Source organism: Sphingomonas sp. SP5 (genome assembly GCF_058313455.1).
Genome location: NZ_JBZFLF010000008.1, coordinates 1 through 24,626 on the forward strand (window position 1 = coordinate 1; position 24,626 = coordinate 24,626).

At 63.6% G+C, this 24,626-nt stretch carries 26 protein-coding genes and 1 pseudogene; 10 read left to right on the forward strand and 17 right to left on the reverse strand.

What is annotated here, in order from left to right; translation table 11 throughout:
* Both AC4GY7_RS16415 and AC4GY7_RS16420 read left to right on the forward strand, forming a co-directional pair.
* Positions 1–100: pseudogene (locus tag AC4GY7_RS16415) on the forward strand (IS5/IS1182 family transposase); the annotation flags it as partial.
* A 58-nt stretch (positions 101–158) separates the two neighbouring features.
* The gene (locus AC4GY7_RS16420) at positions 159–692 is read left to right on the forward strand and encodes an EAL domain-containing protein (RefSeq protein WP_491116053.1); all 534 of its coding nucleotides are present in this window, start codon (positions 159–161) and stop codon (positions 690–692) included.
* 226 nt (positions 693–918) lie between these two features.
* On the opposite strand, the gene AC4GY7_RS16425 is transcribed toward AC4GY7_RS16420, so the two are convergent.
* Positions 919–1,272: a hypothetical protein gene (locus AC4GY7_RS16425; protein WP_491116055.1), complete on the reverse strand. Its 354-nt coding sequence runs from the start codon at positions 1,270–1,272 to the stop codon at positions 919–921.
* Between the two features lie 186 nt (positions 1,273–1,458).
* On the opposite strand from AC4GY7_RS16425, the gene AC4GY7_RS16430 reads away from it, so the two are divergent.
* Positions 1,459–1,884 carry a hypothetical protein gene (locus tag AC4GY7_RS16430; RefSeq protein WP_491116057.1) on the forward strand — a complete coding sequence of 142 codons (426 nt, stop codon included), beginning with the start codon at positions 1,459–1,461 and terminating at the stop codon, positions 1,882–1,884.
* A gap of 154 nt (positions 1,885–2,038) precedes the next feature.
* Here the strand turns inward: AC4GY7_RS16430 and AC4GY7_RS16435 are convergent, their stop codons facing one another.
* Positions 2,039–2,386 (reverse strand): lysozyme inhibitor LprI family protein, encoded by a 348-nt coding sequence (locus AC4GY7_RS16435; RefSeq protein ID WP_491116059.1) that lies wholly within the window; start codon positions 2,384–2,386, stop codon positions 2,039–2,041.
* 122 nt (positions 2,387–2,508) lie between these two features.
* On the reverse strand, positions 2,509–3,354 hold the full coding sequence (locus AC4GY7_RS16440; protein WP_491116061.1) for a helix-turn-helix transcriptional regulator: 846 nt from the start codon (positions 3,352–3,354) through the stop codon (positions 2,509–2,511).
* A 95-nt stretch (positions 3,355–3,449) separates the two neighbouring features.
* Here AC4GY7_RS16440 and AC4GY7_RS16445 point away from each other — a divergent pair, with 95 nt between their 5' ends.
* Complete coding sequence (locus AC4GY7_RS16445; protein ID WP_309658604.1) at positions 3,450–4,352, forward strand: SDR family oxidoreductase; 903 nt, start codon at positions 3,450–3,452, stop codon at positions 4,350–4,352.
* Here AC4GY7_RS16445 and AC4GY7_RS16450 read toward each other — a convergent pair.
* From AC4GY7_RS16450 to AC4GY7_RS16470, 5 genes are all read right to left on the reverse strand, one after another.
* Positions 4,328–5,896 carry an FAD-dependent monooxygenase gene (locus AC4GY7_RS16450; protein ID WP_491116063.1) on the reverse strand — a complete coding sequence of 523 codons (1,569 nt, stop codon included), beginning with the start codon at positions 5,894–5,896 and terminating at the stop codon, positions 4,328–4,330. The two genes, AC4GY7_RS16445 and AC4GY7_RS16450, sit on opposite strands and share 25 nt — an antisense overlap.
* 400 nt (positions 5,897–6,296) lie before the next feature.
* Entirely contained in the window at positions 6,297–7,091 is a 795-nt protein-coding gene (locus AC4GY7_RS16455; RefSeq protein WP_491116189.1) for an NmrA family NAD(P)-binding protein, read from the reverse strand.
* Between the two features lie 260 nt (positions 7,092–7,351).
* On the reverse strand, positions 7,352–8,830 hold the full coding sequence (locus AC4GY7_RS16460) for an aminotransferase class I/II-fold pyridoxal phosphate-dependent enzyme (RefSeq protein WP_491116065.1): 1,479 nt from the start codon (positions 8,828–8,830) through the stop codon (positions 7,352–7,354).
* Positions 8,831–8,986: 156 nt separating this feature from the next.
* Positions 8,987–9,385, reverse strand: coding sequence for a LuxR C-terminal-related transcriptional regulator (locus AC4GY7_RS16465; RefSeq protein ID WP_491116067.1), 399 nt, complete (start codon positions 9,383–9,385; stop codon positions 8,987–8,989).
* 487 nt (positions 9,386–9,872) lie between these two features.
* Complete coding sequence (locus AC4GY7_RS16470) at positions 9,873–10,652, reverse strand: SDR family oxidoreductase (protein WP_491116069.1); 780 nt, start codon at positions 10,650–10,652, stop codon at positions 9,873–9,875.
* Between the two features lie 228 nt (positions 10,653–10,880).
* Between AC4GY7_RS16470 and AC4GY7_RS16475 the strand changes: the two genes are divergently transcribed.
* Entirely contained in the window at positions 10,881–11,438 is a 558-nt protein-coding gene (locus tag AC4GY7_RS16475) for a DUF1993 family protein (protein ID WP_491116070.1), read from the forward strand.
* 281 nt (positions 11,439–11,719) lie between these two features.
* On the opposite strand, the gene AC4GY7_RS16480 is transcribed toward AC4GY7_RS16475, so the two are convergent.
* The 3 genes from AC4GY7_RS16480 to AC4GY7_RS16490 all read right to left on the reverse strand — a co-directional run bounded on the left by AC4GY7_RS16480 (position 11,720) and on the right by AC4GY7_RS16490 (position 13,396).
* Positions 11,720–12,124, reverse strand: a complete 405-nt coding sequence (locus AC4GY7_RS16480; protein ID WP_491116072.1) for a hypothetical protein — start codon at positions 12,122–12,124, stop codon at positions 11,720–11,722.
* Entirely contained in the window at positions 12,121–12,885 is a 765-nt protein-coding gene (locus AC4GY7_RS16485) for a spermidine synthase family protein (protein WP_491116074.1), read from the reverse strand. The genes AC4GY7_RS16480 and AC4GY7_RS16485 overlap by 4 nt, the downstream gene beginning before the upstream one ends.
* 304 nt (positions 12,886–13,189) lie before the next feature.
* Positions 13,190–13,396: a cold-shock protein gene (locus AC4GY7_RS16490; RefSeq protein ID WP_491116076.1), complete on the reverse strand. Its 207-nt coding sequence runs from the start codon at positions 13,394–13,396 to the stop codon at positions 13,190–13,192.
* Positions 13,397–13,614: 218 nt separating this feature from the next.
* On the opposite strand from AC4GY7_RS16490, the gene AC4GY7_RS16495 reads away from it, so the two are divergent.
* Positions 13,615–14,469, forward strand: coding sequence for a transglutaminase family protein (locus AC4GY7_RS16495; RefSeq protein ID WP_491116078.1), 855 nt, complete (start codon positions 13,615–13,617; stop codon positions 14,467–14,469).
* A 579-nt stretch (positions 14,470–15,048) separates the two neighbouring features.
* On the opposite strand, the gene AC4GY7_RS16500 is transcribed toward AC4GY7_RS16495, so the two are convergent.
* On the reverse strand, positions 15,049–15,222 hold the full coding sequence (locus AC4GY7_RS16500; RefSeq protein WP_491116080.1) for a hypothetical protein: 174 nt from the start codon (positions 15,220–15,222) through the stop codon (positions 15,049–15,051).
* Positions 15,223–15,864: 642 nt separating this feature from the next.
* Positions 15,865–16,638 (reverse strand): alpha/beta fold hydrolase, encoded by a 774-nt coding sequence (locus tag AC4GY7_RS16505; RefSeq protein WP_491116082.1) that lies wholly within the window; start codon positions 16,636–16,638, stop codon positions 15,865–15,867.
* A 346-nt stretch (positions 16,639–16,984) separates the two neighbouring features.
* Between AC4GY7_RS16505 and AC4GY7_RS16510 the strand changes: the two genes are divergently transcribed.
* The 3 genes from AC4GY7_RS16510 (at position 16,985) to AC4GY7_RS16520 (ending at position 20,177) form a co-directional block, all read left to right on the forward strand.
* On the forward strand, positions 16,985–17,500 hold the full coding sequence (locus tag AC4GY7_RS16510; RefSeq protein WP_491116083.1) for a hypothetical protein: 516 nt from the start codon (positions 16,985–16,987) through the stop codon (positions 17,498–17,500).
* A 323-nt stretch (positions 17,501–17,823) separates the two neighbouring features.
* Entirely contained in the window at positions 17,824–19,359 is a 1,536-nt protein-coding gene (locus tag AC4GY7_RS16515) for a cation:proton antiporter (RefSeq protein ID WP_491116085.1), read from the forward strand.
* A gap of 281 nt (positions 19,360–19,640) precedes the next feature.
* Positions 19,641–20,177, forward strand: a complete 537-nt coding sequence (locus AC4GY7_RS16520) for a J domain-containing protein (protein ID WP_491116087.1) — start codon at positions 19,641–19,643, stop codon at positions 20,175–20,177.
* Positions 20,178–20,319: 142 nt separating this feature from the next.
* Here AC4GY7_RS16520 and AC4GY7_RS16525 read toward each other — a convergent pair whose 3' ends face one another.
* Together AC4GY7_RS16525 and AC4GY7_RS16530 are read right to left on the reverse strand one after the other, a co-directional pair.
* On the reverse strand, positions 20,320–20,709 hold the full coding sequence (locus AC4GY7_RS16525; RefSeq protein ID WP_491116089.1) for a barstar family protein: 390 nt from the start codon (positions 20,707–20,709) through the stop codon (positions 20,320–20,322).
* A 9-nt stretch (positions 20,710–20,718) separates the two neighbouring features.
* Complete coding sequence (locus AC4GY7_RS16530) at positions 20,719–21,207, reverse strand: DUF4232 domain-containing protein (RefSeq protein ID WP_491116091.1); 489 nt, start codon at positions 21,205–21,207, stop codon at positions 20,719–20,721.
* A 192-nt stretch (positions 21,208–21,399) separates the two neighbouring features.
* Between AC4GY7_RS16530 and AC4GY7_RS16535 the strand changes: the two genes are divergently transcribed.
* Entirely contained in the window at positions 21,400–22,512 is a 1,113-nt protein-coding gene (locus AC4GY7_RS16535; RefSeq protein ID WP_491116092.1) for an AI-2E family transporter, read from the forward strand.
* Between the two features lie 38 nt (positions 22,513–22,550).
* Here the strand turns inward: AC4GY7_RS16535 and AC4GY7_RS16540 are convergent, their stop codons facing one another.
* Together AC4GY7_RS16540 and AC4GY7_RS16545 are read right to left on the reverse strand one after the other, a co-directional pair.
* Positions 22,551–22,844 (reverse strand): hypothetical protein, encoded by a 294-nt coding sequence (locus tag AC4GY7_RS16540; RefSeq protein ID WP_491116094.1) that lies wholly within the window; start codon positions 22,842–22,844, stop codon positions 22,551–22,553.
* A gap of 330 nt (positions 22,845–23,174) precedes the next feature.
* Positions 23,175–24,527, reverse strand: a complete 1,353-nt coding sequence (locus AC4GY7_RS16545; protein WP_491116095.1) for a DUF4403 family protein — start codon at positions 24,525–24,527, stop codon at positions 23,175–23,177.
* Positions 24,528–24,626: the final 99 nt, after the last annotated feature.

Consider the following 24,626-nt stretch of genomic DNA (forward strand, 5'->3'; position numbering starts at 1 on the left):
CCTCAAAGACTGGCGCCGGGTTGCTACCCGCTACGATCGATGCCCGACCGCCTTCCTCTCCGCTATTGCCCTCGCTGCCACCGTCATCTTCTGGCTGTGATCAACGAGTCCTGACCCTAGGTAAATGGGTTCTCGAGACGGCTTGCGCACAAGCGGCATTGTGGCCGGACGAACTTAGCATCGCCGTCAACCTGTCCCCTGTTCAGTTCCGCGAGTCAGCTCTGGTCGAAATGGTTGCCGCCGCTTTGTCGCAAGCCGGGTTGGAGGCTAACCGTCTGGAGTTGGAGATCACCGAGGGCGTGCTACTCAACGATGAAGTGCGCACGTTGGAGGTGCTGGGCGCACTCCGGAGCCTTGGTGTTCGGATTTCGATGGATGACTTTGGGACAGGATATTCGTCGCTCAGCTATCTCCGCAAGTTCCCATTCGACAAGATCAAAATCGATCAATCGTTCGTGCGACAGGTTCCTCACGACGCCGAAAGCGCAGCCATTGTTCGTGCGATCATTACGATGGGATCGTGCTTGGGCATGTCGACAACAGTCGAAGGCGTCGAGACGGATGCGCAGTTTGACTTCTCAGTCGCTGAAGGCTGCGATACCATTCAAGGATATCTGATCAGCCGCCCACTCAGCGGCCAGGACTTCGCAAACCTCCTTACCGGCGACGCGCGCACCGCCGCAGCCGCATGAGTGAGGTCTCGCTACTCTGCCGCGGGCCGGTAGGCGCGGCGAGAGAGACTTCTATTCCCTCACCTGCGTAAAATCGACGGCCCTATGCCGAGCAGCCCTATCCTTCCGGCCACAGCGGCTTTGGACCTATTCATCGCTATCGCTATCGAATCGCGTGATTCACCAGCAGCGCACCGCCGACGAAGTTCCTCATGGTCAGAGTCCTGCCAGACGCGGTAGCCGGGCCTCATTGCGCCGCTTCCAGCTGCTCAAGTGCAGCAACGTGTTCCAGATAGGCTTCGGTGATAGACAAACCCTTCGCGGTCAGACGGGCATATCGCGATCGTCTGTCGGCAACGTCGGCTGCAAACGCAACCCAGCCTCGACGTGCCAGATGATTGAGGTGCCGCATGCATGTCGTCCTTGGGGCAAGCCCGGCGTGACAGGTTTCACCGATGTTCGTGTCGCGGTGCTGCTCTGCAAATAGGAACATCAGGATGTTCCAAGCTGGATCGTCGAGGGCTTCAGAGCCGAAAAACCTAGCACGGGCTGAACGTCTGGCCATCTCTGACCGAGCTGCTGATGCTGCGATTTCAGACACATCCTGGCCCTCCGTACAGTGCGACCGGCCACTGTCGGTGCAATAAGGTGGAATACAACATTTTTGGTTTGGCTTTACGAATAATTGGGGATCCTAGGGCAGAGCATTTTTCTACACCTTCTTGTTAGGGTCAGGACCATTGATGCGGGCGTTGCGAGCTGATTCAGGCTCCGCACGAAGACCGGAATGGGCGACGTGTTTTGGCTGGCGGATGAGCAGATCGAGCGGCTGCGACCGCTCGTTCCCAAGAGCGAGGAAGCAAGCATTCGGATCGCGCTGAACGATGCGGCGCCCTTCTACCGCGATGCGCCCGAAGCGGCGGAAAACCATGCCGAGAGCGCTCACATCGTGCACGCCTTCCTTTTGGAAAGTGCGCCGCATGCCGATGATACGCAGTGCTCGCTTGCGGGCGATCTTATCAAGACGACGCTGAGTGCGGTCGGCAGTAGTCTCTCAGCGGTTCCGCGAACGCTGGAGGGAATCCATGCCTATGTCGATCCACTGGCGGACATGCTGTGCGCGTGTTTAGAGCGCTTGGCGGAAGTTCCGTTAGATCAGACACGGGATTGGTTTGAAAATAGTCGCCGTGGCACTGGACGGCGGATCGTATGATCAGGTTAGCATCCCCTACATCCCATTTTCTTGCCGCGGATAGATTGAGGAAAGTCGAGAGCTGAACGAGCGGCCGCTGTCGTAATGGGTGAAGGCGCAGCTGAACAGCCAATAGTGGTCCGTCGCGTCTGGCCATAGGTGGGCCTCGGCGACGTTAACGGAAGCGCGGCAGCCACAAGGTCCGGCGTGCGGTCTGCTTTGTCAGGCACGCAGGATGGTTCAATATTTCGATCGTGCCAGCGCCGACACGGTCGTCGAGGGGACAAGCCGCATCGCGCGTTTTGATCCATGCGCGTTGCGATGCGCGCAGAGCGGCCCGACGGGCGACCGGAATGCGCTTCATCACCGCAATATATGTGGCGTTCAGTTGCGCGTCGGCTCGCTGGTAGTCCGCAACGTAACAGGTCGACATGGCGGGGGTCACGCCGCGCGCCGCCTCGCCTTGATTAAGGCATCGATCGAGTTGGGTGGTGGCGGCAAGAGCAAGTGCGAGGGCTAGCATCGGCAATCTCCGTAACGCCGTAAACGTCGGGCCGCAGCCGCAGTTGCTCCATCAATGGCTGAAAAGCCGATGATATGGGGGAACGGCGCGGGTTTGAGATCGGCCAAGCCGTGCAGCGCTCGTCAGAATCTCTCACCTTGGCGCACGTCCAGTAACATGTGCAGGCGATCGGCGTCGTCGGGGGAAGCGGGATTGTAGATAATCATCCCGAGTTCCGGCCTGCCTTCGACGGCGAAGGAGGAGAATTCCATCGCAAGTAGCCCTGCGTCGGGATGATGGATGCGCTTCACGCCTTCCCCGTGTGCGACGACGTCATTGTCCTCCCACAACGCCTGGAATTCGGCACTGACCCGGCAGAGCTCGGCGACCAGCTTTGTTGCCTCTGCGCTGTTGTTGGCCCCCGCGCGCGCCACGTCGGCGCGGAAGGCGCCAACCACGAAGCGGGCGATGCTGTCCCAATCCTCGTTCCGTGCGCGGACATGGTCGTTGCCGAACATTAGCCGGAGAATGTTGCGCCCCTCGCGTGGCAGCTTGGCATAGTCGGTCAGCAGGATCGCAGCGGCACGGTTCCAGCCGACGACATCCCACATTGCCGTCTTGATGACCGCGGGACTCAGCGCCATCCCGTCGAGAACACGCTGCAGTCGCGGAGTGATACCGTCGACCGGCTGATAGCGCGCCTCGGGCAAACGACCGAGACCGAGCATGTAGAGGTGCTCGCGCTCGGGCTCGGTCAGCATCAGGCCCTTGGCGATGCGATCGAGCACGTCGGCCGATGGGGCGCCGCCGCGTCCCTGTTCCAGCCAGGTGTACCACGTCGGACTAATGTTCGCCCGGCTCGCCACCTCTTCGCGGCGGAGGCCGGGGGTGCGCCTGCGGCCGCCGCCAAACCCGAACGCTGCCGGATCGAGCCGAATGCGCCGATCGCGCAGATACGTGCCGAGCTGGTTGGGTGCCTTGCTGGCCATGATCGATCCTGTTGCAGATTATACCACGATAACGTCACTACTTTAACAGGGTGCACAGGGTCGCGAAATAGCCGAGGACAAGAAGGAGACTTTCCATGCGCGTGTTCCTGACCGGTGCGACCGGTTTCATCGGTTCGCATATCATCCCCGAACTGCTCGCCCGCGGCCATGGAGTGCTGGGCCTCACTCGATCCGATGCCGGCGCCCGAAAACTCGAAGCGGCTGGCGTCGAGGTCCATCGCGGGGACCTGGAGAGTCCCGAAACGCTGGCTAGCGGCGCAGCGGCGGCTGATGCCGTGATCCACTGTGCGTTCGACCACAATTTCGAGACCTTCTTCGAAAACACGAAAAAGGACGAGCGCAACATCGCCGCGATCGGCGAGGTTCTGGCGGGGACGCACAAGCCGCTGCTGATTACGTCCGGGGTGGGCATCGGCACGCCGCTCCAGGGCGGACCGGCAATCGAAGATGTGCTCAACCCGCACCACGCCAATCCGCGCATCGCGACCGAACTCGCCGGCGCCGCGCTGATCGGGCAACGGATAGACGTGCGCACCATCCGACTTCCGCAGGTGCACGATACCACGAAGGCCGGGCTGATTACCCCGCTAGTCGCCCAAGCGCGCCGCGCCGGAGCGGTGGCGTACGTGGGTGAAGGGCAGACGTGCTGGTCTGCGGCGCATGTCAGCGACGTGGCAAAGCTTTACGTCCTGGCCCTTGAAAAAGGCGAGCCGGGTGCGCGCTATCATGCTTCGGTCGAGGAGGGCGTCCCCGCACGTGCCATCGCCGAGGCGATCGGAAGGGGAGCCGGGCTCCCCGTCCGCTCGGTCGCGGCCGATGAGGTCGAGCGATACTTCGGTTGGATGGCACCGTTCGCGGCACTCGACATGACCGCGTCCAATGCTTGGACGCGGGCACGATTGGGCTGGGACCCTTCAGGCCCCGATCTGCTCACCGACCTTGCCGCGATGGACTATTCCGCGGGCGGTACGGCCTGATCTTTCTCCGGCCGCTGTCGGGCGGGCTCGCCAAGCCAGCGGTCAATGGCTAGCTGCAACTCGTCGCGATCGGCTTCCCCGCCGGCCCAGGCGACCACGCCGTCGGGCCTCACCAGTATAGCGGCGCAATCCAAGTCCGGCGTCATAGTGCTAGCGAGGTAGCCCAGCTGCCCGGCCCACTCGGCAGCGACCGCGCGCAGCGGCGCGGCGGGGTCAAGATCGAGCAGCCATGCTCGCCCGTCGCGTAGAACGTTGTTCAGCCGCTGGCCGTTCGCGAGCGCAATGTCGGGCACATTCCGGCCGAGCAGTGGATGAGCTGCCGCGTCGTCGTCGTATTGCAGCCCGGCGCCCCAGACCCGCCCGGCAAAGTAAGTGGCGCCATCGCGCGTCTCCATGAGCTCCCGGACGATCGACCGCAGTGCGGCGGCTCCCGGATCCGGTCGCAACAGAGAGACTTGTGCGCGCGACCAATCGAGCACCTGCTCGGCCACCGGTCGTCGCTCTTCTTGATAGCTGTCGAGCAGCGCCGGGGGCGCCAGCCCGCAGATCGTCGCAGCGAGCTTCCATCCGAGGTTCATTGCGTCGCCCAGCCCCAGGTTGAGGCCCTGCCCGCCGAGTGGGGCGTGAACGTGCGCGGCGTCGCCGGCGAGCAGCACGCGACCCTTGCGGTACTCGGCCGCGAGGAAGGCCCGGTCGGTCCATGTCGTCGCCAGATCGAGCGCCGTCACGATCACGTCCGTACCCGAGATGCGGCGGAGCACCGCCTCGACATGCTCTCGCGACAGCGGCCCTGCGCGGTGCCGCGTGCCGCCGTCGAAATCCACCATCGTGACCGTGCCGGGCGGGGCAAAAGTGTACATGCCCGGGGCGGTGTGCTGACGGCCCGGCCGCAATGGGTTCGGCTCGGCGAGGCGAAGCGACATCGAATAACCGGTGAACTCCGGCTCGGTGCCGGTAAAGCCGATCCCCGCGGCCTTGCGTACCGTGCTGCGGCCGCCGTCGCAGCCAACCAGCCACCCGGCACGAAGCCGCTCGGTTCCGGTATGGACGACCACGCCGTCCTCGACCTGCTCGAGCCCGTCGACCCCACTATTGTAGCGGATCGTGACGCCGAGCGCTGTCGCCCGTGCCGCCAGCACCGCTTCGATGTCCGCCAAAGCGACGGCCAGCATCTCGGACGAACCCGCCGGTCGCCACGGCCATGCCGTATCGTCGACCCGATCGCGGAAAAACTGCAAGCCAGCGAAATGGCCGGCGGGACGGCGCGCTCCAGCTGTCCAGGGCGCCGCGGCTGCCGTGCCTCTTGCGCTCATCCGGGCCTTCAAAGGCGCGAGAAGGTCATGGCGGTCGAGGCTGGCGATTGTCGGCAGCGTCAGGCCGCGCAACCCGAACGGCAGCGCTTTCAGCGGAGATTGCGGCTCAGGAGCGCGCTCGAGTACGAGCACCGAGCAGCCAGCGAGCCGCAGCTCGCACGCAAGAAACAGGCCGACGGGGCCAGCGCCAGCAATGATGACGCTGTGTTTGGAATGATGATCGGAAGACATAGCAGGCGCTCCTCAGTCGAGTGTTCGACCGGAGCGTTCCTCGTCCAGGCACCCTCGCAGACGAACTGCCGAACGCCCGTCTTGGACGTCCGCTGTTCGTCGTGGGGATCCCGGCCAAGGCCAAAGACCAGAGCTTCCGTTACCAGAAGGGCTTGGGCTGACCACACCAAGCCTGCCTTTTCCGACATGTCCGGTTTAGCGGGACTGAGGCGACTTTCAATCGCGTCGAAAGCCGTCGACGACTTTGTGTCTGACACCTGGACAAGGCTGTCCGATGGATCGTCAGCGGATTAACGAGTGACCGAAGTTGGGAGGCCAGTGAGGCAGCCTGAATGGCGGGTTGTGGGTCCACCTGTCGCCGGACGATGCCAGCACAGGTGGACGGATTCATGGTGGAAGCTCAGGCGCCGGCGATCCGCGACGCGGTCTCGCGATAGCTGTGAAGCGGGCGGCCCAGCAACGTGGTTAGGCGCTCGACGTCGCCAGCCTCGGGGATCATGCCGTCGCTGACGTAGCGCTCGGCCATCAGCCGCATTTCATAGGCGGTCCATTTGGGCATGAACGTCGCCATGTTGGCCTCGAACCCGCTGGGATCGTCGCCGCCGTAGGCAACCGGGCGGCCGAGCACGTCCGACCAGATCGCGGCCACCGTCTCGCCGGTCAGCGTGTGCGGCCCGACGACATTGATCGTCTCGATCGGCAGAGCCGTCTCCGCTGTGTCGCGGCGGATCAGCTCAATCGCGGCGACCTCGGCGATGTCGCGGGCATCGACCATCGCGACACCCTTGCCCCCGATCGGCATTGGGTAGACGCCATGGTTGAGGATCACGTCCTTCACCATCACCTCGTTGTCGATGAAGTAGGTCGGGCGGAGAATGGTTGCGCCGAAGCCCATGGCCTCCAGCATCCGCTCGGCGCCGTACTTCACCGCAAAGTGCGGCACGTTGACGGCCCGGTCGGCCTCGAAGACCGAAAGGTAGACCATGCGCTCGATCCCGGCCTCGCGTGCCAGGTTGAGCGTGATGATCGCCTGGGTGAACTCGTCGCCGGTGACGGCATTGAGGAGGAACAGCGTGCGGACGCCAGTGAGAGCGGAACGCACCGCGTCGATGTCGAGCAGCTCGCCTTGCGCCACCTCTACGCCGGCGGGAACGGACGCCTTGGGGCGACGTGGCGGGCTCCGACATCGCGCTATGGGCTCTTTATCCGAGCCGCAGGCTGCTCAACGCCAGGGTGGCTGCATTACTGACTTTTCTGCGGCGGTCGTTCCCCACCGGGACGCCGGAAGAGCTTGCCGCCTACATCGAGGGGTGAAGGCAATCGCGGCACCGTTCAAGATGGGAAAGCTATACGCAAGGAGAGAGCAGGCTTTGTGGAGCCTAGGCGTTGCCGTCGACATTAACGAGCGGTTGAAGTTGGGCAGTCAATCTTGGGCGGCGAATGGCTACAAGTGGGTCAAAGCGCAGATGAAGCGCCTCCGGAGGTACATCGGATCGTCCTCTCTGTAGGGTCGATCGGGTCGAGCAGGAACATGCCGAGTGAGCGGTTCGCCGTCAGCCACGCAATGTGTTCTGCGGTGATCCGCTGGCCGGGTACGAGGCGAGGCACGCCGGGCGGCGCTGGCGCGATGGTCTCTGCCGCTATGCGACCCGCCGCGTCTCTCAGCGCGACCTGCTCAACACACCCGAAGAAAGCGTCCGCCGGATCCGCCGCCATCTCCGTTGCTAGCGTCGCAATGCGCGGAGCGTTCGCGGCGAACGGCAGTTCCAATTCGCCAGACCGAAGCCGTGCAACGCAGTCGGCAAGCCCCTTGGCCAGCGCGCGAACGTCGCCGGACGTGGTGCCGACGGTGATGATCGCCAGAAGGTGGCGCGCGTCGGAGAGGCCGACGCAAATACGGTAATGCTCGTTCAGCCAGTCGTCGATCGCGTAGCCCGAAACGCCAAGCGACGACACGTCGATCAGCACTTTGGTGCGGTCGAGCTCCGCCCCCGCCGGGATGTCGGGTTCGCCGAAGACGCGCAGACCATCGATCGCTGCCAGACGTCCGCGCAGGTCCTCCGCCCGCGCGATCGTCGCGCGCCATGTTGCCTCGCCGTCTAGGGCGTGGTCGCGTCGCGCGGCATCGAGACTGGCGAGGATTGGCACTGACGGGCTGGTCGTCTCGTACAACTCGTAGGCCATCCACAGCCGCTGCCGATCGACCAGATCTCCGCGCGCGAGTAGCGCCGAGCCCTGCGTCAGCGCGCCCATCGTCTTGTGCAGGCTGTAGACCGCGACGTCGGCACCCTTAATCAGCGCATCGTGCGGCAGCGCCTCACAAAAGGCGAACGCGCCGCCCCAAGCAGCATCGCAAATCAGGGGCACGCCGCGGCGATGGCACAGGTCGGCCAGGGCAGCGATGTCGCTGGTGACGCCATAGTAGGTGGGGGATACGACGACGAATGCCTTGGCGTCTGGGTTCGCGTCCAGCGCGGCGGCGAGCGCGGCTGGATCAACGCCGTGCTCGATGTCCCAGCCGTCGTCAACCATCACCGGCACGACGCGGGCGTCCACCCCCGCCGCCAACGCGTGCGCGCGCTCTGCCTTGTGGACGTTGGCAGCGAAGAGGACGGTGTCGCCGGCCCGGGCGACCGCGGCTAGAGCCATATGAAGGCTGAGCGTTGAACCCCCAGTGACAAACCTGCAGAAGTCCGCTTTCCACGCCTCTGCCGCGATCTCGTGCGCGCGCTGGACGACGTGGCCAGCTTCCGTTCGGTCATCGAGCCCCTTGGGCGTGATGACGTCCGCCTCGAAGACGCGCGACCCGAGCAGCCTACGGACGTCGCGCGCAGCGCCCCTACCCAGATTGTGGCCGGGAGCGCCGAAGCCGCGGACCGGCCGCCGCTCCATCGTCGTGAGCGCCTCGATGATGGGTGTCTGCTTCTGATCCATGCCTCTTCAAACGCGCGATTGCGCCTGACGCCTCATCTTGAAGCAGCTGCCGCACCAACGGCCAAGATGAACAGGCGTCCGCTTCGGACAAGCGATCGTGTGACCCCGAACGCCTGGTTCTGGATCCAAACCGCCAATGCTCGTAGTGCCGCCCGCCTACGACTTGGTCCCCATTCCACGCTCACGGCCCCATACCACCGCCCCGCTACGCCGGTTGACTCGGATCTTGGCGTAAAGCCGGGCGACATGGTTGCGCACCGTGTTGCGCGCGATCGACAGCCGCGCGGCGATCGCCGCGTCGTCTAGGTCGTCGCAGATCAGGTCCAGGATCTCGCGCTCTCGCGGACTCAGCTCAGTCGCAGGCGGGTGATGTCCGGGACGACGCAGGTTCGCCAACCGATCGAGGATCGAACGGCTGAGCCAGCTTGCGTCCTTGAGCACCTCGTCGATCGCTGCGCCGAGTTCGGCCTCGCTGCGCCGCCGCTCGGTTACGTCCTGATAGACCCACAGCACACACGGCGCGCCCTGGACGTCGATCGTCTCCGCCGAGACCATGCAGTCGATGGACGTGCGGTCCTTCGCTGCCAGCCGGCCCTCGCGGGCGCGGATGCGACCCGCCCGCGCGACCTCTGCCTCCAGCGCCGCGCGCTCCTCGGAACGTTACGGCGACACGCTCGGCCGTGGCGGCGTCCTCGTCTCGGTGGACACGAGCGCCGGCACCGTCTCCGCGGAGACGGCGTCCGATATCCTTTACCGCAACGGCGGCCACAACTCGCGACGGTCTCGCGCAACCGCTTACTGAAGCGTTTGACAGGTTCGCGGCCGGCAAGCGCGATTGCTTGCCGGCCCTTCTTTGTAAGCTGGTCCTGTACTTGCCGTCAGGACACCACGCCGAGCAGCTGAACGGATGTCCCATCTTGGGAAGCCCGGATGAACTCCTCACTGTCGTCTTCTGGGTCAACCGGCACGGGAGGTCAGATGGGTCGTCTTATGCCGGCCCATCTAGGAACCGTTCGTGGCCGACTACCTAATGGCAGCACGATCAGCTCAGTCGGTTAGCCTCCTCACGCTGCTTGGCGGCGCGCTCCGTCAGCGTCTTCAAGGTCTCGTCAAAGCGGCCTTCACGTTCGGCCTGACGAAGAAACTGTACCTCCTCGACGAGAATTTCGGAAGGCGTCGGTTGCTGAGCAAATTGCGCGGCGACAGCGTCGGCGAACGCGTCGAGCGGCATATAGCCCGGTCGGTTCGCTTGTCCCGGCGTCAGGTCGGTCTGCACGCCCGGAGGCGCCAGCTCGATCACCTCGATCTTGCCGGCTAGCTGCGTCCGGAGCGAGACGGTGTACGAGTGGATCGCCGCCTTGGTCGCCGAGTAGGTCGGCGCTGCCACCAGCGGCACATATGCGAGGCCCGAAGTGACGGTAACGATCGCGGCATCTGGCTGGCCCTTGAGATGATCGATCAGCGCGTTCGTCAGCCGGATCGGGCCAAGTATGTTGATCGCCAGCGTTGCTTCGGCGTCCGCGAGGTCGCGCCGCCCCGTCAGGTCCTCTAACCTCATGATGCCGGCGTTGTTGAACAGCACATTCAGCGATGGGAAGTCGGCGACGACCTGCTTGGCGAACTCGTCGACTGCCGCGGCGTCCTCCACGTCGAGCGTCATGACATGAATGCGGTCGCGCCCCTCGGCCGCCTGCTGGAGGGGCTCCAGACGCCTCCCGGCGATGATGATGGTGTCGCCACGATCGTGGAAGCGGTGAGCCAGCGTTTCACCGATGCCGCTGCCTCCGCCAGTCATCAGGATCGTATTGCCGCTGGTCTTCATGGTTGATTGCTCCGCGCCGATATGAAGTCGTTGGCTCACAATGATCGTCGCGTCTGAACGTTCATTGCTGGATGGACGAGTGCGGCAACAACCCTGAACGAGCAACCGAACCCATGAACGCGGCAAGGCCATCATCAAGCATCGCCACTGGATCGACGTCGCTGCCTTGGTCAGATGCGCGCTCCGGGCCTGCTTGACGCATTTGGCTAAACCCGGAAAGCAACCCCCATGATGCTGTCAGACATGCTCCTGCCCACCTACGTCCAAATGCTTGGCGCGTTGTCCTCCTGGCTGATCAAGGCAGAGGCACAACGGCCTGAAGTCGAGGCGAACGCGCTTCTCGCAGCGCGGCTTGCGCCCGACATGTTCCCGCTATCGACGCAGGCGCGCTTTGCGTGCCGGCAGGCGCAGGAGGGCGTATTCCGGTTGCAGGGGCGTGACTTCCCGGCGTCGCTCGAAACTTTGCTCGAAGAGGGACGCAATGGCGGGGACGCGCCCGGTACTATGGCCGCAGCGCAAGGGAGGATAGCCGAGACGCTGGCGGTGATGGCAGCGGCTGAGGCAGAAGGCATCGCGATCGACCCGGCAAGCGGCATCGCCCACGCACTGCCAATCGACATGGTGCTCGACGTGACGGCGGAGCGGTACGCGCGCGACTGGGCGCTCCCGCAGTTCTATTTTCACATTGTAACCTCCTACGCGATCCTCCGCGCCCAAGGGATCGAACTGGGCAAGGCTGATTATGCCGCGCACATGCTCGCTCATCTGCGCCAGCCTGACACCTGAACCAGTGTTCGATTGAAAGGACTGCTTCGAAGGCTCGGAACGTCGCCTTGTGGGGCAGCGCCCTGAAAGGCTCAGGGGTGTCGTCGAAAGCACGAAGTGGTAGCTGGGACGGTGCTATTTAACGTATCGCGCCATTCCAAACCGTCCATGCATCTCGATCATGCAGCGGATGGGCTATCGCATTCAAATGAACGAATGGCAGAAGTTGGGAAGCGCGGAGGGGGCGTCTAGCGACCGCATCTGGGTCAAGTAGGCTGAGGCGGCTTAACGTCGATAGTCGGTCAACGGCGCCCACGTAAGCGCGTTGCATTCCCGGTCGCCGCAGCATGTATCGGTTCCAGTGCTCGTCCGGCAGCCCCAATGGCATGGTGCCCAATGCGGGCTGATGAGGCGGCAGCGCTCCCCGCTGATCGCGTCGACCTCATGATCTCGGCCTGGATCGCCTGCATGTCGCGCGTGATCGACAGGCCCGCCTGTGTGAACGCTTCGGTCTTCTCGGCCACCATCGTGTAGAGCTCGGGCCAGTCGCCCGTCAGAGGACTGACGGCAGCCGCCCCGATCATCGGCATGCGGGCGTTCACGACCGCCGGCACAGCGGCCATTGTCTCAAACATGCGAAGGGCGGTCGTGCAACTCTCCATCCACATGTCGAACCACAGGAACGACGAAGGCGTGCGTTTCGTCATACCTCAACTCCTACACAGGAACCGGCCGCGGCCGTGCCGCTCGACCTATTGCCTGATTGACCCGCCGTTACGAGCCAGATCGTGTGGTCCGGGTTGCCGTCCCCTCCGTCTGTGTCGATGCTGAACTCTTCGACTTCGAAGCCGGCCGCACGGACGCGATAGGAGAAGCTGTCGTCCGGGTAAGCCGACCAGATCGCGAGCACGCCGCCCGGCCGTAGCGCCGCGCTCGCCGCGCGCAGGCCCCAGTCGGAGTAAAGCCGCTCGTTGGCGAGGCTGATCAGCCCGTCCGGGCCATTGTCGACATCGAGGAGAATGGCGTCGAAGCCGGCAGGTTGCTCGACGATCAGGTCGTGTACGTCCCGCACCTCGACGGATACCCTCGGATCAACGAGCGAGCTGCCGAACAGATGGCGCAGGTGTCCGCCAGCCCATGCCACGATCGTGGGCACGAGCTCCGCGACGATGATGCTGGCGTCGCTCGGGAGAGTGGCTCGCGCTGCTGCGAGGGTGAACCCCATGCCCAAACCGCCGATCAGGACGCGCGGCGCTTCACCCAGTCTGCCGAGGGCAAGGGTCGCGAGCGCCTGCTCCGACCGATAGGACCAGCTTCCCATCAGTTGTTCGTTCCCGAACATGATCTCGTAGTGCGGTCCATGACGCAGGAGGCGCAGCTCGCCTCCGCCGGGTATCTCGGCCGTGTCGACGAGCAAGCCTGCTCGCGTCCGACCGCGGCTGCTGATGGCGGGGTCGATGGTCGTCAAGCTCAGCTGCCGCGACGATCGGGTGCGACAAACCCGCGGTCCGGGTTCTCGCTCGTGTCGGCCAGCAGCTTGTCAGAAACTGCCTTGATGCGAGCTGCGTCGGCTCGCTCGCTGCGGACGGCGAGTGCATCCCAGGCCTGCGCTGCACGCTCGCACCGCTCGCGTACGTTTTGGAGGGGCGATGCCTCGGCGGCCAACCGTTGTCGAGCAGCCTCGCCGCGATAAAGAGGTAGTGATGACATGGCGGCTCCTGAGCTGTGAGAGTTCGGCGGTGACCGTGCTGGCCACCGCCGATCGACCCTGCTCAGGCAGTCTGGAGGTTCACCGCAGATGTTTTGACACGACGATCCGTCTCCAGCTCGTAGGAAACGCGCTCGTCCGCGTTGAGCGTGCGCATTCCGGCGCGCTCTACCGCGGTGATATGGACGAAGGCGTCGGTGCTGCCGTCCTCAGGCGCGATGAAGCCATAGCCCTTGTCGGCGTTAAAGAATTTGACGGTGCCGGTAATCATATGGGTATCCTCTGTCCCATGCGTGGTCGGGCATGCGCCAACAGAGGCGCATCCCGGCTTCGTGAGGCTAGAAAGGGACAAGGGGAGCCTAAGCGGCCCAATATCCGTCGCAGGCGACGTTTAGCTGTCCGAATATAGGTGATCGGTGCCGGAAAGATAGTCCGGCATCCAGAATATCTCCGTAGCTCCTGCATGCCGTCTGATGCGTTCACCCCGGCATGAAGTTTCGCATTCGTCATAGCACCACCTATCGCTACCACCGTCCGGTGACGCTCGGGGCCCATCGATTGCTGCTGACGCCGCGTGGCGATCATGACCTGCGGGTGCTCGAAAGCGAGCTCAACTGCGTGCCGACAACTGATCTGGTATGGACGCAGGACGTGTTCGGCAACGTCGTCGTCACCGCCCGCTTCACCGAGCCGGCCTCCGAGCTCGTCATTGCGGTCGATAGCTTGGTCGAACAATCGGCGCCGGAATGGCCTGTGTTCCGGATCGCGCCGACCGCGCATGCCTACCCGTTTCGCTATTCGGACGATGAGGCTGCCGACCTTGGTGCGTTACTACGTCCCATCCACGCCGACGAGGACGGCGCGCTGGCACGCTGGGCCGAAGGTTTCGTCCTCAGCTCGCCGACCGACACGCTCTCTCTGCTGAAGGACATCAACGCTGGCATCACCGCCGCGGTCGCCTACCGCACGCGCGACGAGGAAGGCACGCAGGCGCCGCTCGAGACGCTCTCCGCCGGCAGCGGCTCCTGCAGGGATATCGCCGCGCTGTTCATCGACGCGGTCCGACACCTTCGCTTCGGCGCGCGAGCCGTGTCCGGCTACCTCTTCGATCCCGATGCAGCGAGCGACGATGGCGGGTCCACTCACGCCTGGGCGGAAGTCTACCTGCCCTGCGCGGGGTGGATCGCGTTTGATCCGACGCATCAGCGGGTTGGATCGGCCAACCTGATCCCCGTTGCCGTGGGTCGCTGCAACGGACAGATCATGCCGGTTACCGGTGGCTACACTGGTGATGTCGGCGACTTTGCTGGGATGGAGGTTTCGGTAACGGTCAAGCAGGAGTGATGCACCACGACCCGTCGACGACTATGTGGATGCCATATCGGATGGTGCAGCCGAAGAGCTGTCGCACCATCCATCGGCCCGCTGGCGGGCACATCGCAGGCGCGCCGTAACCAACTACCACCTACGCGGATGGCAGCAGCCATAGCCCCGCTGCTACGACGACGTACTCGCTCAAGAATGTGCGTGCGCCGTAGCGCCATCAGCGCGCGTTTTTTTGGTTTGGGCTACGTTGCCCTCTTCACTGCGCAGGCAGCTGCGCGCTTCATCCTGTAGGTGACGGCCGCCGAGGTGGCGCGGATCCCTGCGTTCTGGAGCGCCTCTATCGACTCCAGGTTCTCAGCGGAGCGCGCTGGACCTGGCCCGTGAGAACCCGCTTGCCGAACGCCTTACGCATCGTTTCTGCCGCTGCACTGCTCATCAGGACGACTCTCGTCCCGCCGGACTGAAGCACCTCTATGGCGCTGATCGTGGCTCCATGATTGGCACAGGCGGCACGCACATTTTTCTCGTCCATGCCCAGGTTGATCGCGCGCGAGGTAGAAGGTCGGTCGCCTGCGCTGCTCGTTGCTTGGCGCCAGCTCATGCAATCGGTGCCGAGTTGGCAGTGGCACCTGCGTCCTGCTGGAACCTGCGGATGCGCGCGGCATAGCCTTGAGCGAGACCGAGATGAGCGGCACGAGCTTCAGAGCCAGCGGCAGTTTCTGCTGCGACCAGCGACAGCTGATGGCGGCTCAGGATGTAGTTCAGGTCCACGAGTGGTCTCCCGTTCGTAAGCGGGAGCGCGATAGTCTCTCAGCCGGCAGCGCCTACAATGGGGTTGCTGCAGATGGGATCATTTAACACGCCTTCGCCGGGAAAGCGACAACTGAATGAAATCGGCTGCAATTGCCTAAGATCGTGGATTGCCGCGCCATGCGGCACACGTACGGAACTTGGTCGAACGCCGGAGTGTCAGGATAAAGCTCGGCTTGGAATAGACCGGGGTCGATCTTCGTGCGGGCGAACTTCTGACTGCGGAGCCAGCCCCTACCAGCAGGTTACTCCTCCGTACTCTCGGCCAGAATCGTGACATGGCCGATCAGACCGTTGCCGAACATCACCAAGCGAACGTCGAGAAGGAGCGGTGATATGCTACGGAGGTGACAATGGCGAACATACGAGCGTTCCACACCCGCGCCGCCGGCCGCAGATGGCGGCGAGAGCGGAGAAAGCGGGGTTACGGTAATTGCGGGGCTCAGTCGCCCCGTTTGTAGCAAATCTTAGCACAGATTTGTCGGGCCGTGAAAGGACCTTAGCGGACGGCCGATTCTGGGTTCGCTTTCCTGCGGCCTTAACGACCGGAGCTGGGTCGATGCTGCCATCATTGCGCAAACGAGTCGTCCAGCGGGTGGGGCATCACCTCGTTGCGTTGAGAATGACGGCAACTGTCTCCTCCGGCGTGTCCCACATTGGGAAGTGCCCGCTAGCATCAAACCAGTGGAGCTCGGCGCCGGGAAAGGCTGCCTGCGCGCGCGCAGCCTGTCTGGGGAGACAGAGCCGGTCGTGCCTGCCCCACCCAATGACGACACGGCCGGTGCCGGCAGCGGCGGGACCGGACTGCTCAGGTCCCGTGGCAAGGCTCCGGACCAGCGCATCGAACGTCGGCGTTTTACTGAGACCTTCCAGCTCGGTCGCGACGGTCTCCCCGTCAAGCGCCCAAGGACGCGCGGAGAGCTGAGCGAGCAGCGCCGTGCGCGACGCTGGGTTTCGGCTCAACGCCGGCAAGCCGGGCCGGATGGCCCGCAGAAAGCGACCGGAGGCGCCGATGGTAGTTCTGAAGAAGTTGCGCTCCCAGCCTCGCCAGAAGCCGCCAGGATCAAGCGCGACGACGTTGCCGACGAGCCCGCGCCGCGCGAGCTCAAGCACAATCCGCGCGCCCATGGAACTGCCGACGACATCGACGCCAGACAAGCCAGCCTCCGCGATGTAGCGCTCGACGCTGCCGACCAAGCCATCGAACGTCTCGCTGTCGGGCTCGGCAAGGGTGGCCCCATGGCCGGGAAGGTCGACCGCGATGACCTTCCGCGAGGCGCTGAGTGGGTCCAAGACGGTGCTCCACGATCGCCAACTCCCGCCCAGGCCGTGGATCAGAAGCAGCGTGCGGCCAGTGCCGCGCTCAATCGTGTTCATGCCGTCACCGCCTCGTCATTGTGAGAAGCTCAACGAGCACGGTCGCTTCGCGGGCCCGGCCTTTATTGGCTGACTGCGGTACAGATCGGCCCCTATGCCCACGCCGAAAGGCGGTGGGGCCGGGTAAGGCTACCTGTTCAGAAAAGGGTCTTTGGCATGAACGAGCGGCCGCTTTCGGGCAGCGTCTGCCTCACTGCGAATGTCGGCTTCTGGGTCTGGCCAGCCGCAGAATGCACAGCCGTTTACGCCCATGAGCGGACATTCGGTATAACAGCGCGACGCTGCAATCACCGGTGCACTTGCCGTCTACTTCCTGATGCCTCAGTCTCGCAGAATGGCAAGAATGATGAACGCGATCGCTTTTCTCGTGGCGTGCACGCCCGTGTCGATGTCGATGGCGCAAAAGCCTGTCGAAATGGCCGCGCGCGCAGAGCATCCCGGGGATGCTCTGCGTTCAAGGTTAGGCATTGCTCTGCCGCCGTCCGACACGATGATCATTGTGTACGGGGTTGCACAGCATCACACCAGGACGGAATGGAGTGTAGTAGCGTCGCGGAGCAAGGACGGAAGCTGGACGATCCAACGAGCCGGTGAAGAAGGTCCGGGTTTGCTCCAGATCGAACCTCATTCCCTTCCAAAGTCCAGCTCTACGCTATCTGCTGCGGACGCCGGCAAGCTCGACCGCCTGCTGAAAGATCGAGGTGTTTTTCGGGAGAAGCCGACTGGTGGAGAACTAACCATTGGCGGCTATGGGTCTACAATGGAGATCATTACGCTAAAGCGCAGCCGCACAGTCGATTGGGCTGGCAGGCTGACAAGAAAACTTGGAGAGGTCGCCAATCTGGTAATTGGTACTGGTTAGTAGGCGCGGCGAATGTCCGCTTTCACACCCAGAAGCCACCATTCGCTCAGCCTGGCGAGGCAGGAGCTTCTGTGCCGTCATTAACATGAACGGATGGTAGAAATTGGGAAGCGGACAGGGCGTGTCGAATGACCACTTCTGGGTCGACTGCGACGTATCTCATCTATTGTGGCAGATGCGCATCTAGGTTGACCTTGCGGTAGCAACGCACACCGATGCGAAGATCCAGCGAGCACGCTATCGCTTTTCGCCGTCCTTGGCTCTGCAGGTGTCTGACCCACGGCGCTACTAACGCTGTATCCATGTTGATGGTACTCTCGGCCATGACCTTCTTCGAGAGCCTGCTGGCGCTGTTATTGGTTGCCATCCTCCTGCTGCAGATCGCTCGCCGCATCGGGCTACCCTACCCGGCGATGCTTGCCATTGCGGGCATGGCTGTGGCGTTTGTGCCAGGGGTCGCCGCGATCCGACTGGATCCGGGCACCGCACTGGCACTGTTTATCGCTCCGGTACTGCTTGACGCGGCGTTCGACTTCCCGCTCGTGACGGCCGGGCGGCTGTGGCGCCCGCTGGTGATCCTGATCGTCGGCGCGGTACTCGCGACGACCGCGATAGTCGCATGGATCGGATGGGTGGTGGCCGGGCTGCCCATCGCAGCGGCTATCGTGCTCGGTGCGATCGTGGCGCCGCCCGATGCCGCGGCCGCGACCGCGGTGATCGGCGCATTGGCCCTGCCGCGAACGACGGTGTCCGTCCTGAAAGGCGAGAGCCTACTCAACGACGCCACCGCACTGCTGTTATTTTCGGGCGCGCTCGCGTTTCAAATGGCGGAGGGATCGCTCGGCGCAATCGGACTGCACGTGGCGATTGCGGTACCCGGTGGGATCTTGCTCGGCATCGCGCTCTCATGGCCGGTGCGGTGGATCCAGCGCTTCGCGGGCAAGACGCTCGGCGCCAACCTCCTCCAGTTCGTCACCGCCTGGGTGATCTGGCTGATCGCGGACCATCTCGATTTGTCGGCTGTGCTGGCAGTCGTCGCGTTCGCGGTGACGGCGGCCCATTCGCCAAATGCCGGCTCGTCGCCGCGGATGCGCGTTCACTCCTTCGCGGTCTGGGCAGCAGTGGTCTTCCTGCTCAACGTTACCGCGTTTCTGGTGATGGGGATGCAGGCGCGCTCGATCCTGGAGCGGCTGCCAGGCGATGGGATCTGGCCTGCGCTACGGTTCGCAGGACTGATCGTGCTGGCAGTGATCGGGACGCGCTTCGTTGTGGTGATGGCGTGGGGTCAGGTCGCTCGTCGATCGAGAAGCGCGCGCGGCACGCTGCCGCCCCCGACGATCGGGCAAAGCGTCCTTGTCGGCTGGTGCGGGATGCGCGGGCTTGTCACGCTGGCGACGGCCTTCGCCCTCCCCGCGACGTTTCCTCAGCGCGACCTTGCGGTTCTGACGGCGTTCGCGGTCGTGCTGGCGACGTTGGTGGGGCAGGGGCTGACGCTCGCACCGCTAATTCGATGGCTAGGGTTGGACCAGATGGAGAATCCCGCGGACGAAATGTGGGTCGCCCGTAACCGACTGGTTAATGTCGCGCTCGACGAACTGCGGCTCCATCCCCAGGCCGAGGATCTCGCTCGGTTGTTCAAGGCCAAACGAGATAAACACGACCGTCCAGAATTGTTGGACTGGATCAAGGGGCAGCACAGCGCCGGGCTTGCCGTGGTGTCGGCACAACGGGCGGAGCTAGCCCGGCTACTGGATGGCGAAAAGGTCGGGATCGACAGCTTCTACCTACTGCAAGAGGAACTCGACTGGAGGGAGCTAACGTTATTGCCTGAGGAGGAGCGGCGTATCGCTGAGACGTGAACGTCTCTGTTCACCGAGATGTGTTGGATTCGGCTCACACGTATTCACCCCTAAACGAATGGCTGTTTTCGAAGCCCGAATGCGACGCCGTGAATGTCGTCTATTGGGTCAGCTCCGAGGGGGCGGCATGGTGTCGTCGGCACCAGGAAGTTGCGGATAGGAAGGGTAGTCACCTGACCGTTGGCGCGTAAAGCCGCTCTTCGGATCACCGGGACGGCCGATTAAGATCGTGCGCTAGGCAGACTTTCCTTTTTCGTGTTTTAGTTGCAAGTAACGGCTAGATGGCTCTCTCACCCGACTATTATTCTGTTTTAGGGGTGCCCTCGACGGCAAGTCGCGACACTATCCACGCCGCGTGGAAAGCGCTACTCCGTCAATATCACCCTGATGCCAATCATGGTGTGGATGTTTCTGCTCGTGCGAAAGAGATCAACGAGGCATATTCCGTTTTGGGAAAGAAGGAAGCACGCGCCGCCTATGATCGGTCGCAGATCAGGCCGTCTGCCCACCGAGCGACGGCGGACCGCCCGTTTCACCCCAGGAGAGCCGGCAGACGCCAGATGCGACCTAGCCCGTCAATGCAGCCCAGCGGTAGCTTCTCGCAGCCGCTAGAGACCAACGAATGGCTGATGGGCCTTTTCCTGCTGATCCTTACCGCCGCACCGATCGCTACAATCCTGGTTCTATGGAATGAGGACTCCGGATCGGCACCTACGGTCCGACGTAGCGGCACCGCTCATCCCGCGCCTGAGCCTCGTGCAAAAGCCGTCCGCATCTCATCGGGCACAAAACTCGGACTTGGGCAGCCTGCTTCCTAAACTAACGCCCGCCCGCGACATTCAAATTTGCAGAGTCTGGCGGCAAAAGCGGCCGTGACGCGGAGATGAACGAGCGGCCGAAGTCGGGAAGCTGGGGAGGGGGCGGGAACGTCTGATAATGGGTCAGGGCAGCCTGCTGACGTTACCGTCTTTTCAACTCCAAGTTGGGATGATCGCGGATAATGTCGAGGATCGTGTCGAAGTAGGTCGACCCTTCGCCCTCCTCCAGCTGATCCAACTGCCGCTGGATGATTGTCCCGCTGTACAGCTCGGGCTGCCGCAGCTTCGCCGAAAGGTGCGCACGGGTCGTCTCGATGCCGAGCGCAACCCTGCTCGCTTCGATGTCCTCCCAGACGAGATCAACGGGCTCCAGTCCCGAGATTGCACCATAGCCTCCGAACAGAAGGTCGTTGAAGGCGTCGAGGCTCTCACCGAGCTTCCAAGCCTCGTCCGCCATGAAGACGCGGTTGATCTCGGTGTAGAACGAGGGGATGTCGCGGATGTAGCGCCCCCTGATCGTCAGTGTCTTCATCGCAATGGGTCAGTTGGCAGGCATGCCTTCGACGGCCCGCAGTGGAGGCTGCTCAAACGTGAGGCGTTGGCCGCGCTCTCCATTGAGGGTGGCGGCCATCCGCGACGTGAGTGTCCCTGCCCCGATCTTGATCCGCAACTTCGTGGCTCGCACGCTCTGGTTCTGGTTGAAGACGGGTCCCGCGACCCAGCGGATGGCGGTCGCCGCCTGGTGGCCCGCGGCAAGCCGGATCGGAACGATCACGGGACCTGGGTGCATTCCGAGGGGCGACTGACGGACCGCTGGCAATGGACGGTTGTGCGCATCGAGAAGCTGCACGATAGGAAGTGCGTTCAACGTGCAGTCCGGTCCGATATTCCTGATCGAGAGCTCCGTGCCGGAATGCGACATGCCGTTGAATTCGCCGTCCCGGCCATCGAGCGTCAGGCGGAGGCGATCCGCTCGACAGGGTGGCAGCGATGGCGAAGGTGCGGCGAGAAGCATGGCGAGGATCAGCATCGTTCGTCTCCGGGAGGCGCTTGGTTTTCGTATCATTGAAATGAACTGCCGATGACGCTGTCCAACGGCCGACGTACGATGACCACCTCTCCCATTTCGATCTTCTAAATAGCGAAAGACCGTCGCGTCGCTTGTGGACCCGTGCCGGCTATCGGCGTAGCGTCTATGCATAACGGATGGATGCAGAATTGCATGACTTTGAGAGGCGGCGATCCAACTTCCGATCCAGTTGCTCTCGACGATCGTATCCGTCAGCGGCAGGTTTGGCTCACCATCGTCATCGTCGGGCTGTCGATATGGGTGGCGTTGGAGTTCCTGACCCCAATCGCCTGGGCGGCCGTGCTCGCCATCGCGGAGTGGCCGTTGTTCCGACGCGCGCTCAACCGGTATCCAGGCAAGGCAGGCCGGCTCGCCCTCGGCTTCACGATCGCGACCGCGCTCCTCGTGATCCTGCCGCTCTCGCTTGCGGCGGTGTCCCTCGCCCAGGAGAGCGATAGCGCGCTCGCCTGGCTGAACCATGCTCAGCAATACGGCATCCAGATGCCGACCTGGTTGCCGGGCCTGCCGCTGATCGGCAGTCGCGTCGCTGCTTATTGGCAGCAGCATGTCGGTGATGCGAAGGCTGCGCATGCCCTCCTTGGCACGATCAGTGCGGCCTCCGTGATCGCCTGGATCCGGTCGATCGGCGGCGAGGTCGCGCGCGAGTCGGCTCTGTTCCTGGTGACGCTCCTCGCCTTGGTGTCGCTGCTCGCCCGAGGCGCGCAGATCGCTGAGAAGGCGAAGCTGATCGCCGTCGGCATGTTCGGCGGGTTCGGTGGCGAGTTCGTCGAGCGCATCACCGGCGCCGTCCGAGCGACGGTGAACGGCACCATCCTGGTATCCGTCCTCGAAGGGTCGATCATCGGCGTCGGCTATGCCGTCGCCAGCGTGCCCCAGCCGTTGCTCTTCGCGACGTTTACGATCATTCTCGCTTTGGTCCCGTTCGGCGCTTGGGCAGCCTTCGGTCTGGCGAGCCTGATCCTGATGGGTACAGGCCATATCCTCGCTGGAGGGCTGCTGTTTGGCTTTGCTGCCTTCGTCATGACGATCGGGGACAACGTCGTGCAGCCGAGCGTGATCGGCAGCGCCGTCGAACTGCCGTTCCTCATGGCGTTGGTCGGCGCGTTCGGCGGGCTTGCCGAGATGGGGCTGGTCGGATTGTTTGTAGGCCCCGTGATCATGGCTGCCCTGCTGCTGGTCACCAGGGAATGGCTGGAAAGATCGCCGTCATCGCGCTTTGGCGACCGAGGCACCGGTCATCGGTGATCTTCGCCCTGCGACGTGGAACCCTTATCGAATGGGTTTCACTTCGCGCGGCTCAGTCGCCGGTGGTTGGCCGCAACCTTGCCTCGGTAATGCCGTACGATCCCTTTGGAGCCGCTGAGCGGCGTCGATCCTAGCGTTCCGGTCATAAGCTTGAGTTGAAGGTCCAGGACCGCGCGCACCTTTTCGACCACCATCAGTTCTGCCTCGGCCGCTCCTGTCGGGCCGCCGCCGGCGATGCGCTCCATTCGAAGCGTCATTACGGTGACGGCCTCCGTACCCAGCCTCCAGTAATCGAGGTAGAGGCCCAGCCATGCTTTCGACAGGTCGCTCATGCGTCGGGGTCGTGTCGACGTCGGTTCCGCCTGTCTGCGGTAGCGACCAGATGGGCCAGCATTGCCACGGCTTCACGTCGATCTCGGTAGACGACATCGATCCAGCATTGTTTCCCGTCCGACCACAGGCTCCAACATCTGGAACCGCCGGAATCAGTCCGCTCTGCGACCCGATACGCGTCTATCGGCATGGCTTCGCCTCCGGCCTCGGAGCATCGGCATGTGAGCCCAGCACGAGCCTAGCATGGTGTCCGCGGAGACGCGATGGGCGTCGTTGCCGGCCGGCGCATGATGGCTGAACCTCCCGCAACGATCGAAGTCGGTTCGATCCTACCCCCGCGGGCGGTACGCAATCGTCGCGGTCCCACTCGCATTAACGGGTAGGAACAATCCTTTACCGGTTGCGACGATGCTTCCGTTCCGTACGTCGTCGATGGTGGTGTAGAACACGAAGTCGCCTTCGCGGCGCTCGCCGATCTCCTTTCGCACGTCGACGAGGAGCCGCGTGAAGTCGGTGCCGAAATCATGCGTGAGCGATTGCTGGATGCTGTCCTGGACGCCGGAGTCGCCGAACAGCGTCAGTAGCAGGTTGGCGACACCGCTGTCCGTATCGCCGGCGATGCGGACGTCCCGCGCCTTCACGACCTGGGAGTTCGGTTCGTTGTGCGGGATCGCGGTCAACCATATCGTCCCTTTGGTGGTGAGAGCGGCGCTGCCTTGCTTTCGCACCTTGGCGGCGACGCCGACGGCGAGATGGTTGTTGGACGTCGCATATACGGTGACCTTGCCGAACTCGGCGTCGACGGGGCCGACGCCCGGAAGCGTGATCCCCTTAACGGCGAGCCTGTGGAGGGCTCGCGCGATCACGGGTTCAAGTTGCGCGTAATCCGCCAGCACCGGGATGAAGAAGCGCAATCCCTTGGGGCCGAGGCGAGAACTCGGCGGCGGGAGGGGAGTGGGTTGCGTCGGTTCGGGGCGAGCTCCGATGAACGTCTCCGTCACGGCTTCCGCGGCCAGGACCATCTCGATCCTGTTGCCGGTCACCCGGTATCCACCGAAGCCAAGCCGCTTGGGGGTGAGTCGCATCCAGGCGGGAGGGTCATCGCGATTGAGCGAGACCGACGTGAACCCCTGGCGCCAGGCGACTGCAAGCTGCTGCTGCAACCGCAGCTTCGCCAATTCGCGGGGCAGGGTGCGCTCCAGATCGGCGATGATCGGCTTGAGCCGTTTGTCGGCCATGCCGACGAATTCGATGCGTTGACGGAGGATGTCGATGCCGGGAGGCGTCGACCAGTCGTAGTTGATCGCGATCCGTGCCTTTGGTGACCAATTCGAAGCGATGGAGAGATGCGCCACGGCGTGCACCATCGCTGCGCCCGTCGCCGTCTCGCTCACGATGCCGCCCACCTTGCGTGCCGAGATGCTGGCCTTGACGGGGAGGTCGATGAGAAGAACGTTGTCTCGCCCGGATAACGAGATGCGCCCGCGGGTCACCTGTCCCATGATCCTGCAGCCGAGCTTCGGGACGACCTTCAGCCTGGCGAAACCAACATCAACGCGCTTGGCGGCGACGCAGTCCGGCTTGCGCTCGTCGATCGACCAGAGCTTCTTGGGGAGCTTGGCATCGAGGACGCTGGAAACCGAAGCCAGAGACGCGGTCACCGGCACGACGATGGTGGACATTTGCTGTGGGAACTCGGCTGCCTGTTCGACCCTTGGGGGAGCCTCGTTTCCACTGCTTCGACTGCACGCCGAGGCGGCGAGGCAAAGGCATATCGCCGA

Excerpts from the sequence above, each read along its gene's own strand:
- AC4GY7_RS16430 (WP_491116057.1), top strand. The coding sequence starts at position 1,459 with ATGGGCGACGTGTTTTGGCTGGCGGATGAGCAGATCGAGCGGCTGCGA.
- AC4GY7_RS16435 (WP_491116059.1), bottom strand. The coding sequence starts at position 2,386 with ATGCTAGCCCTCGCACTTGCTCTTGCCGCCACCACCCAACTCGATCGA.
- AC4GY7_RS16440 (WP_491116061.1), bottom strand. The coding sequence starts at position 3,354 with ATGGCCAGCAAGGCACCCAACCAGCTCGGCACGTATCTGCGCGATCGG.
- AC4GY7_RS16445 (WP_309658604.1), top strand. The coding sequence starts at position 3,450 with ATGCGCGTGTTCCTGACCGGTGCGACCGGTTTCATCGGTTCGCATATC.
- AC4GY7_RS16450 (WP_491116063.1), bottom strand. The coding sequence starts at position 5,896 with ATGTCTTCCGATCATCATTCCAAACACAGCGTCATCATTGCTGGCGCT.
- AC4GY7_RS16460 (WP_491116065.1), bottom strand. The coding sequence starts at position 8,830 with ATGGATCAGAAGCAGACACCCATCATCGAGGCGCTCACGACGATGGAG.
- AC4GY7_RS16465 (WP_491116067.1), bottom strand. The coding sequence starts at position 9,385 with ATGGTCTCGGCGGAGACGATCGACGTCCAGGGCGCGCCGTGTGTGCTG.
- AC4GY7_RS16470 (WP_491116069.1), bottom strand. The coding sequence starts at position 10,652 with ATGAAGACCAGCGGCAATACGATCCTGATGACTGGCGGAGGCAGCGGC.
- AC4GY7_RS16475 (WP_491116070.1), top strand. The coding sequence starts at position 10,881 with ATGATGCTGTCAGACATGCTCCTGCCCACCTACGTCCAAATGCTTGGC.
- AC4GY7_RS16480 (WP_491116072.1), bottom strand. The coding sequence starts at position 12,124 with ATGACGAAACGCACGCCTTCGTCGTTCCTGTGGTTCGACATGTGGATG.
- AC4GY7_RS16490 (WP_491116076.1), bottom strand. The coding sequence starts at position 13,396 with ATGATTACCGGCACCGTCAAATTCTTTAACGCCGACAAGGGCTATGGC.
- AC4GY7_RS16495 (WP_491116078.1), top strand. The coding sequence starts at position 13,615 with ATGAAGTTTCGCATTCGTCATAGCACCACCTATCGCTACCACCGTCCG.
- AC4GY7_RS16505 (WP_491116082.1), bottom strand. The coding sequence starts at position 16,638 with ATGAACACGATTGAGCGCGGCACTGGCCGCACGCTGCTTCTGATCCAC.
- AC4GY7_RS16510 (WP_491116083.1), top strand. The coding sequence starts at position 16,985 with ATGAACGCGATCGCTTTTCTCGTGGCGTGCACGCCCGTGTCGATGTCG.
- AC4GY7_RS16515 (WP_491116085.1), top strand. The coding sequence starts at position 17,824 with ATGACCTTCTTCGAGAGCCTGCTGGCGCTGTTATTGGTTGCCATCCTC.
- AC4GY7_RS16520 (WP_491116087.1), top strand. The coding sequence starts at position 19,641 with ATGGCTCTCTCACCCGACTATTATTCTGTTTTAGGGGTGCCCTCGACG.
- AC4GY7_RS16525 (WP_491116089.1), bottom strand. The coding sequence starts at position 20,709 with ATGAAGACACTGACGATCAGGGGGCGCTACATCCGCGACATCCCCTCG.
- AC4GY7_RS16530 (WP_491116091.1), bottom strand. The coding sequence starts at position 21,207 with ATGCTGATCCTCGCCATGCTTCTCGCCGCACCTTCGCCATCGCTGCCA.
- AC4GY7_RS16535 (WP_491116092.1), top strand. The coding sequence starts at position 21,400 with ATGACTTTGAGAGGCGGCGATCCAACTTCCGATCCAGTTGCTCTCGAC.
- AC4GY7_RS16540 (WP_491116094.1), bottom strand. The coding sequence starts at position 22,844 with ATGAGCGACCTGTCGAAAGCATGGCTGGGCCTCTACCTCGATTACTGG.
- AC4GY7_RS16545 (WP_491116095.1), bottom strand. The coding sequence starts at position 24,527 with ATGTCCACCATCGTCGTGCCGGTGACCGCGTCTCTGGCTTCGGTTTCC.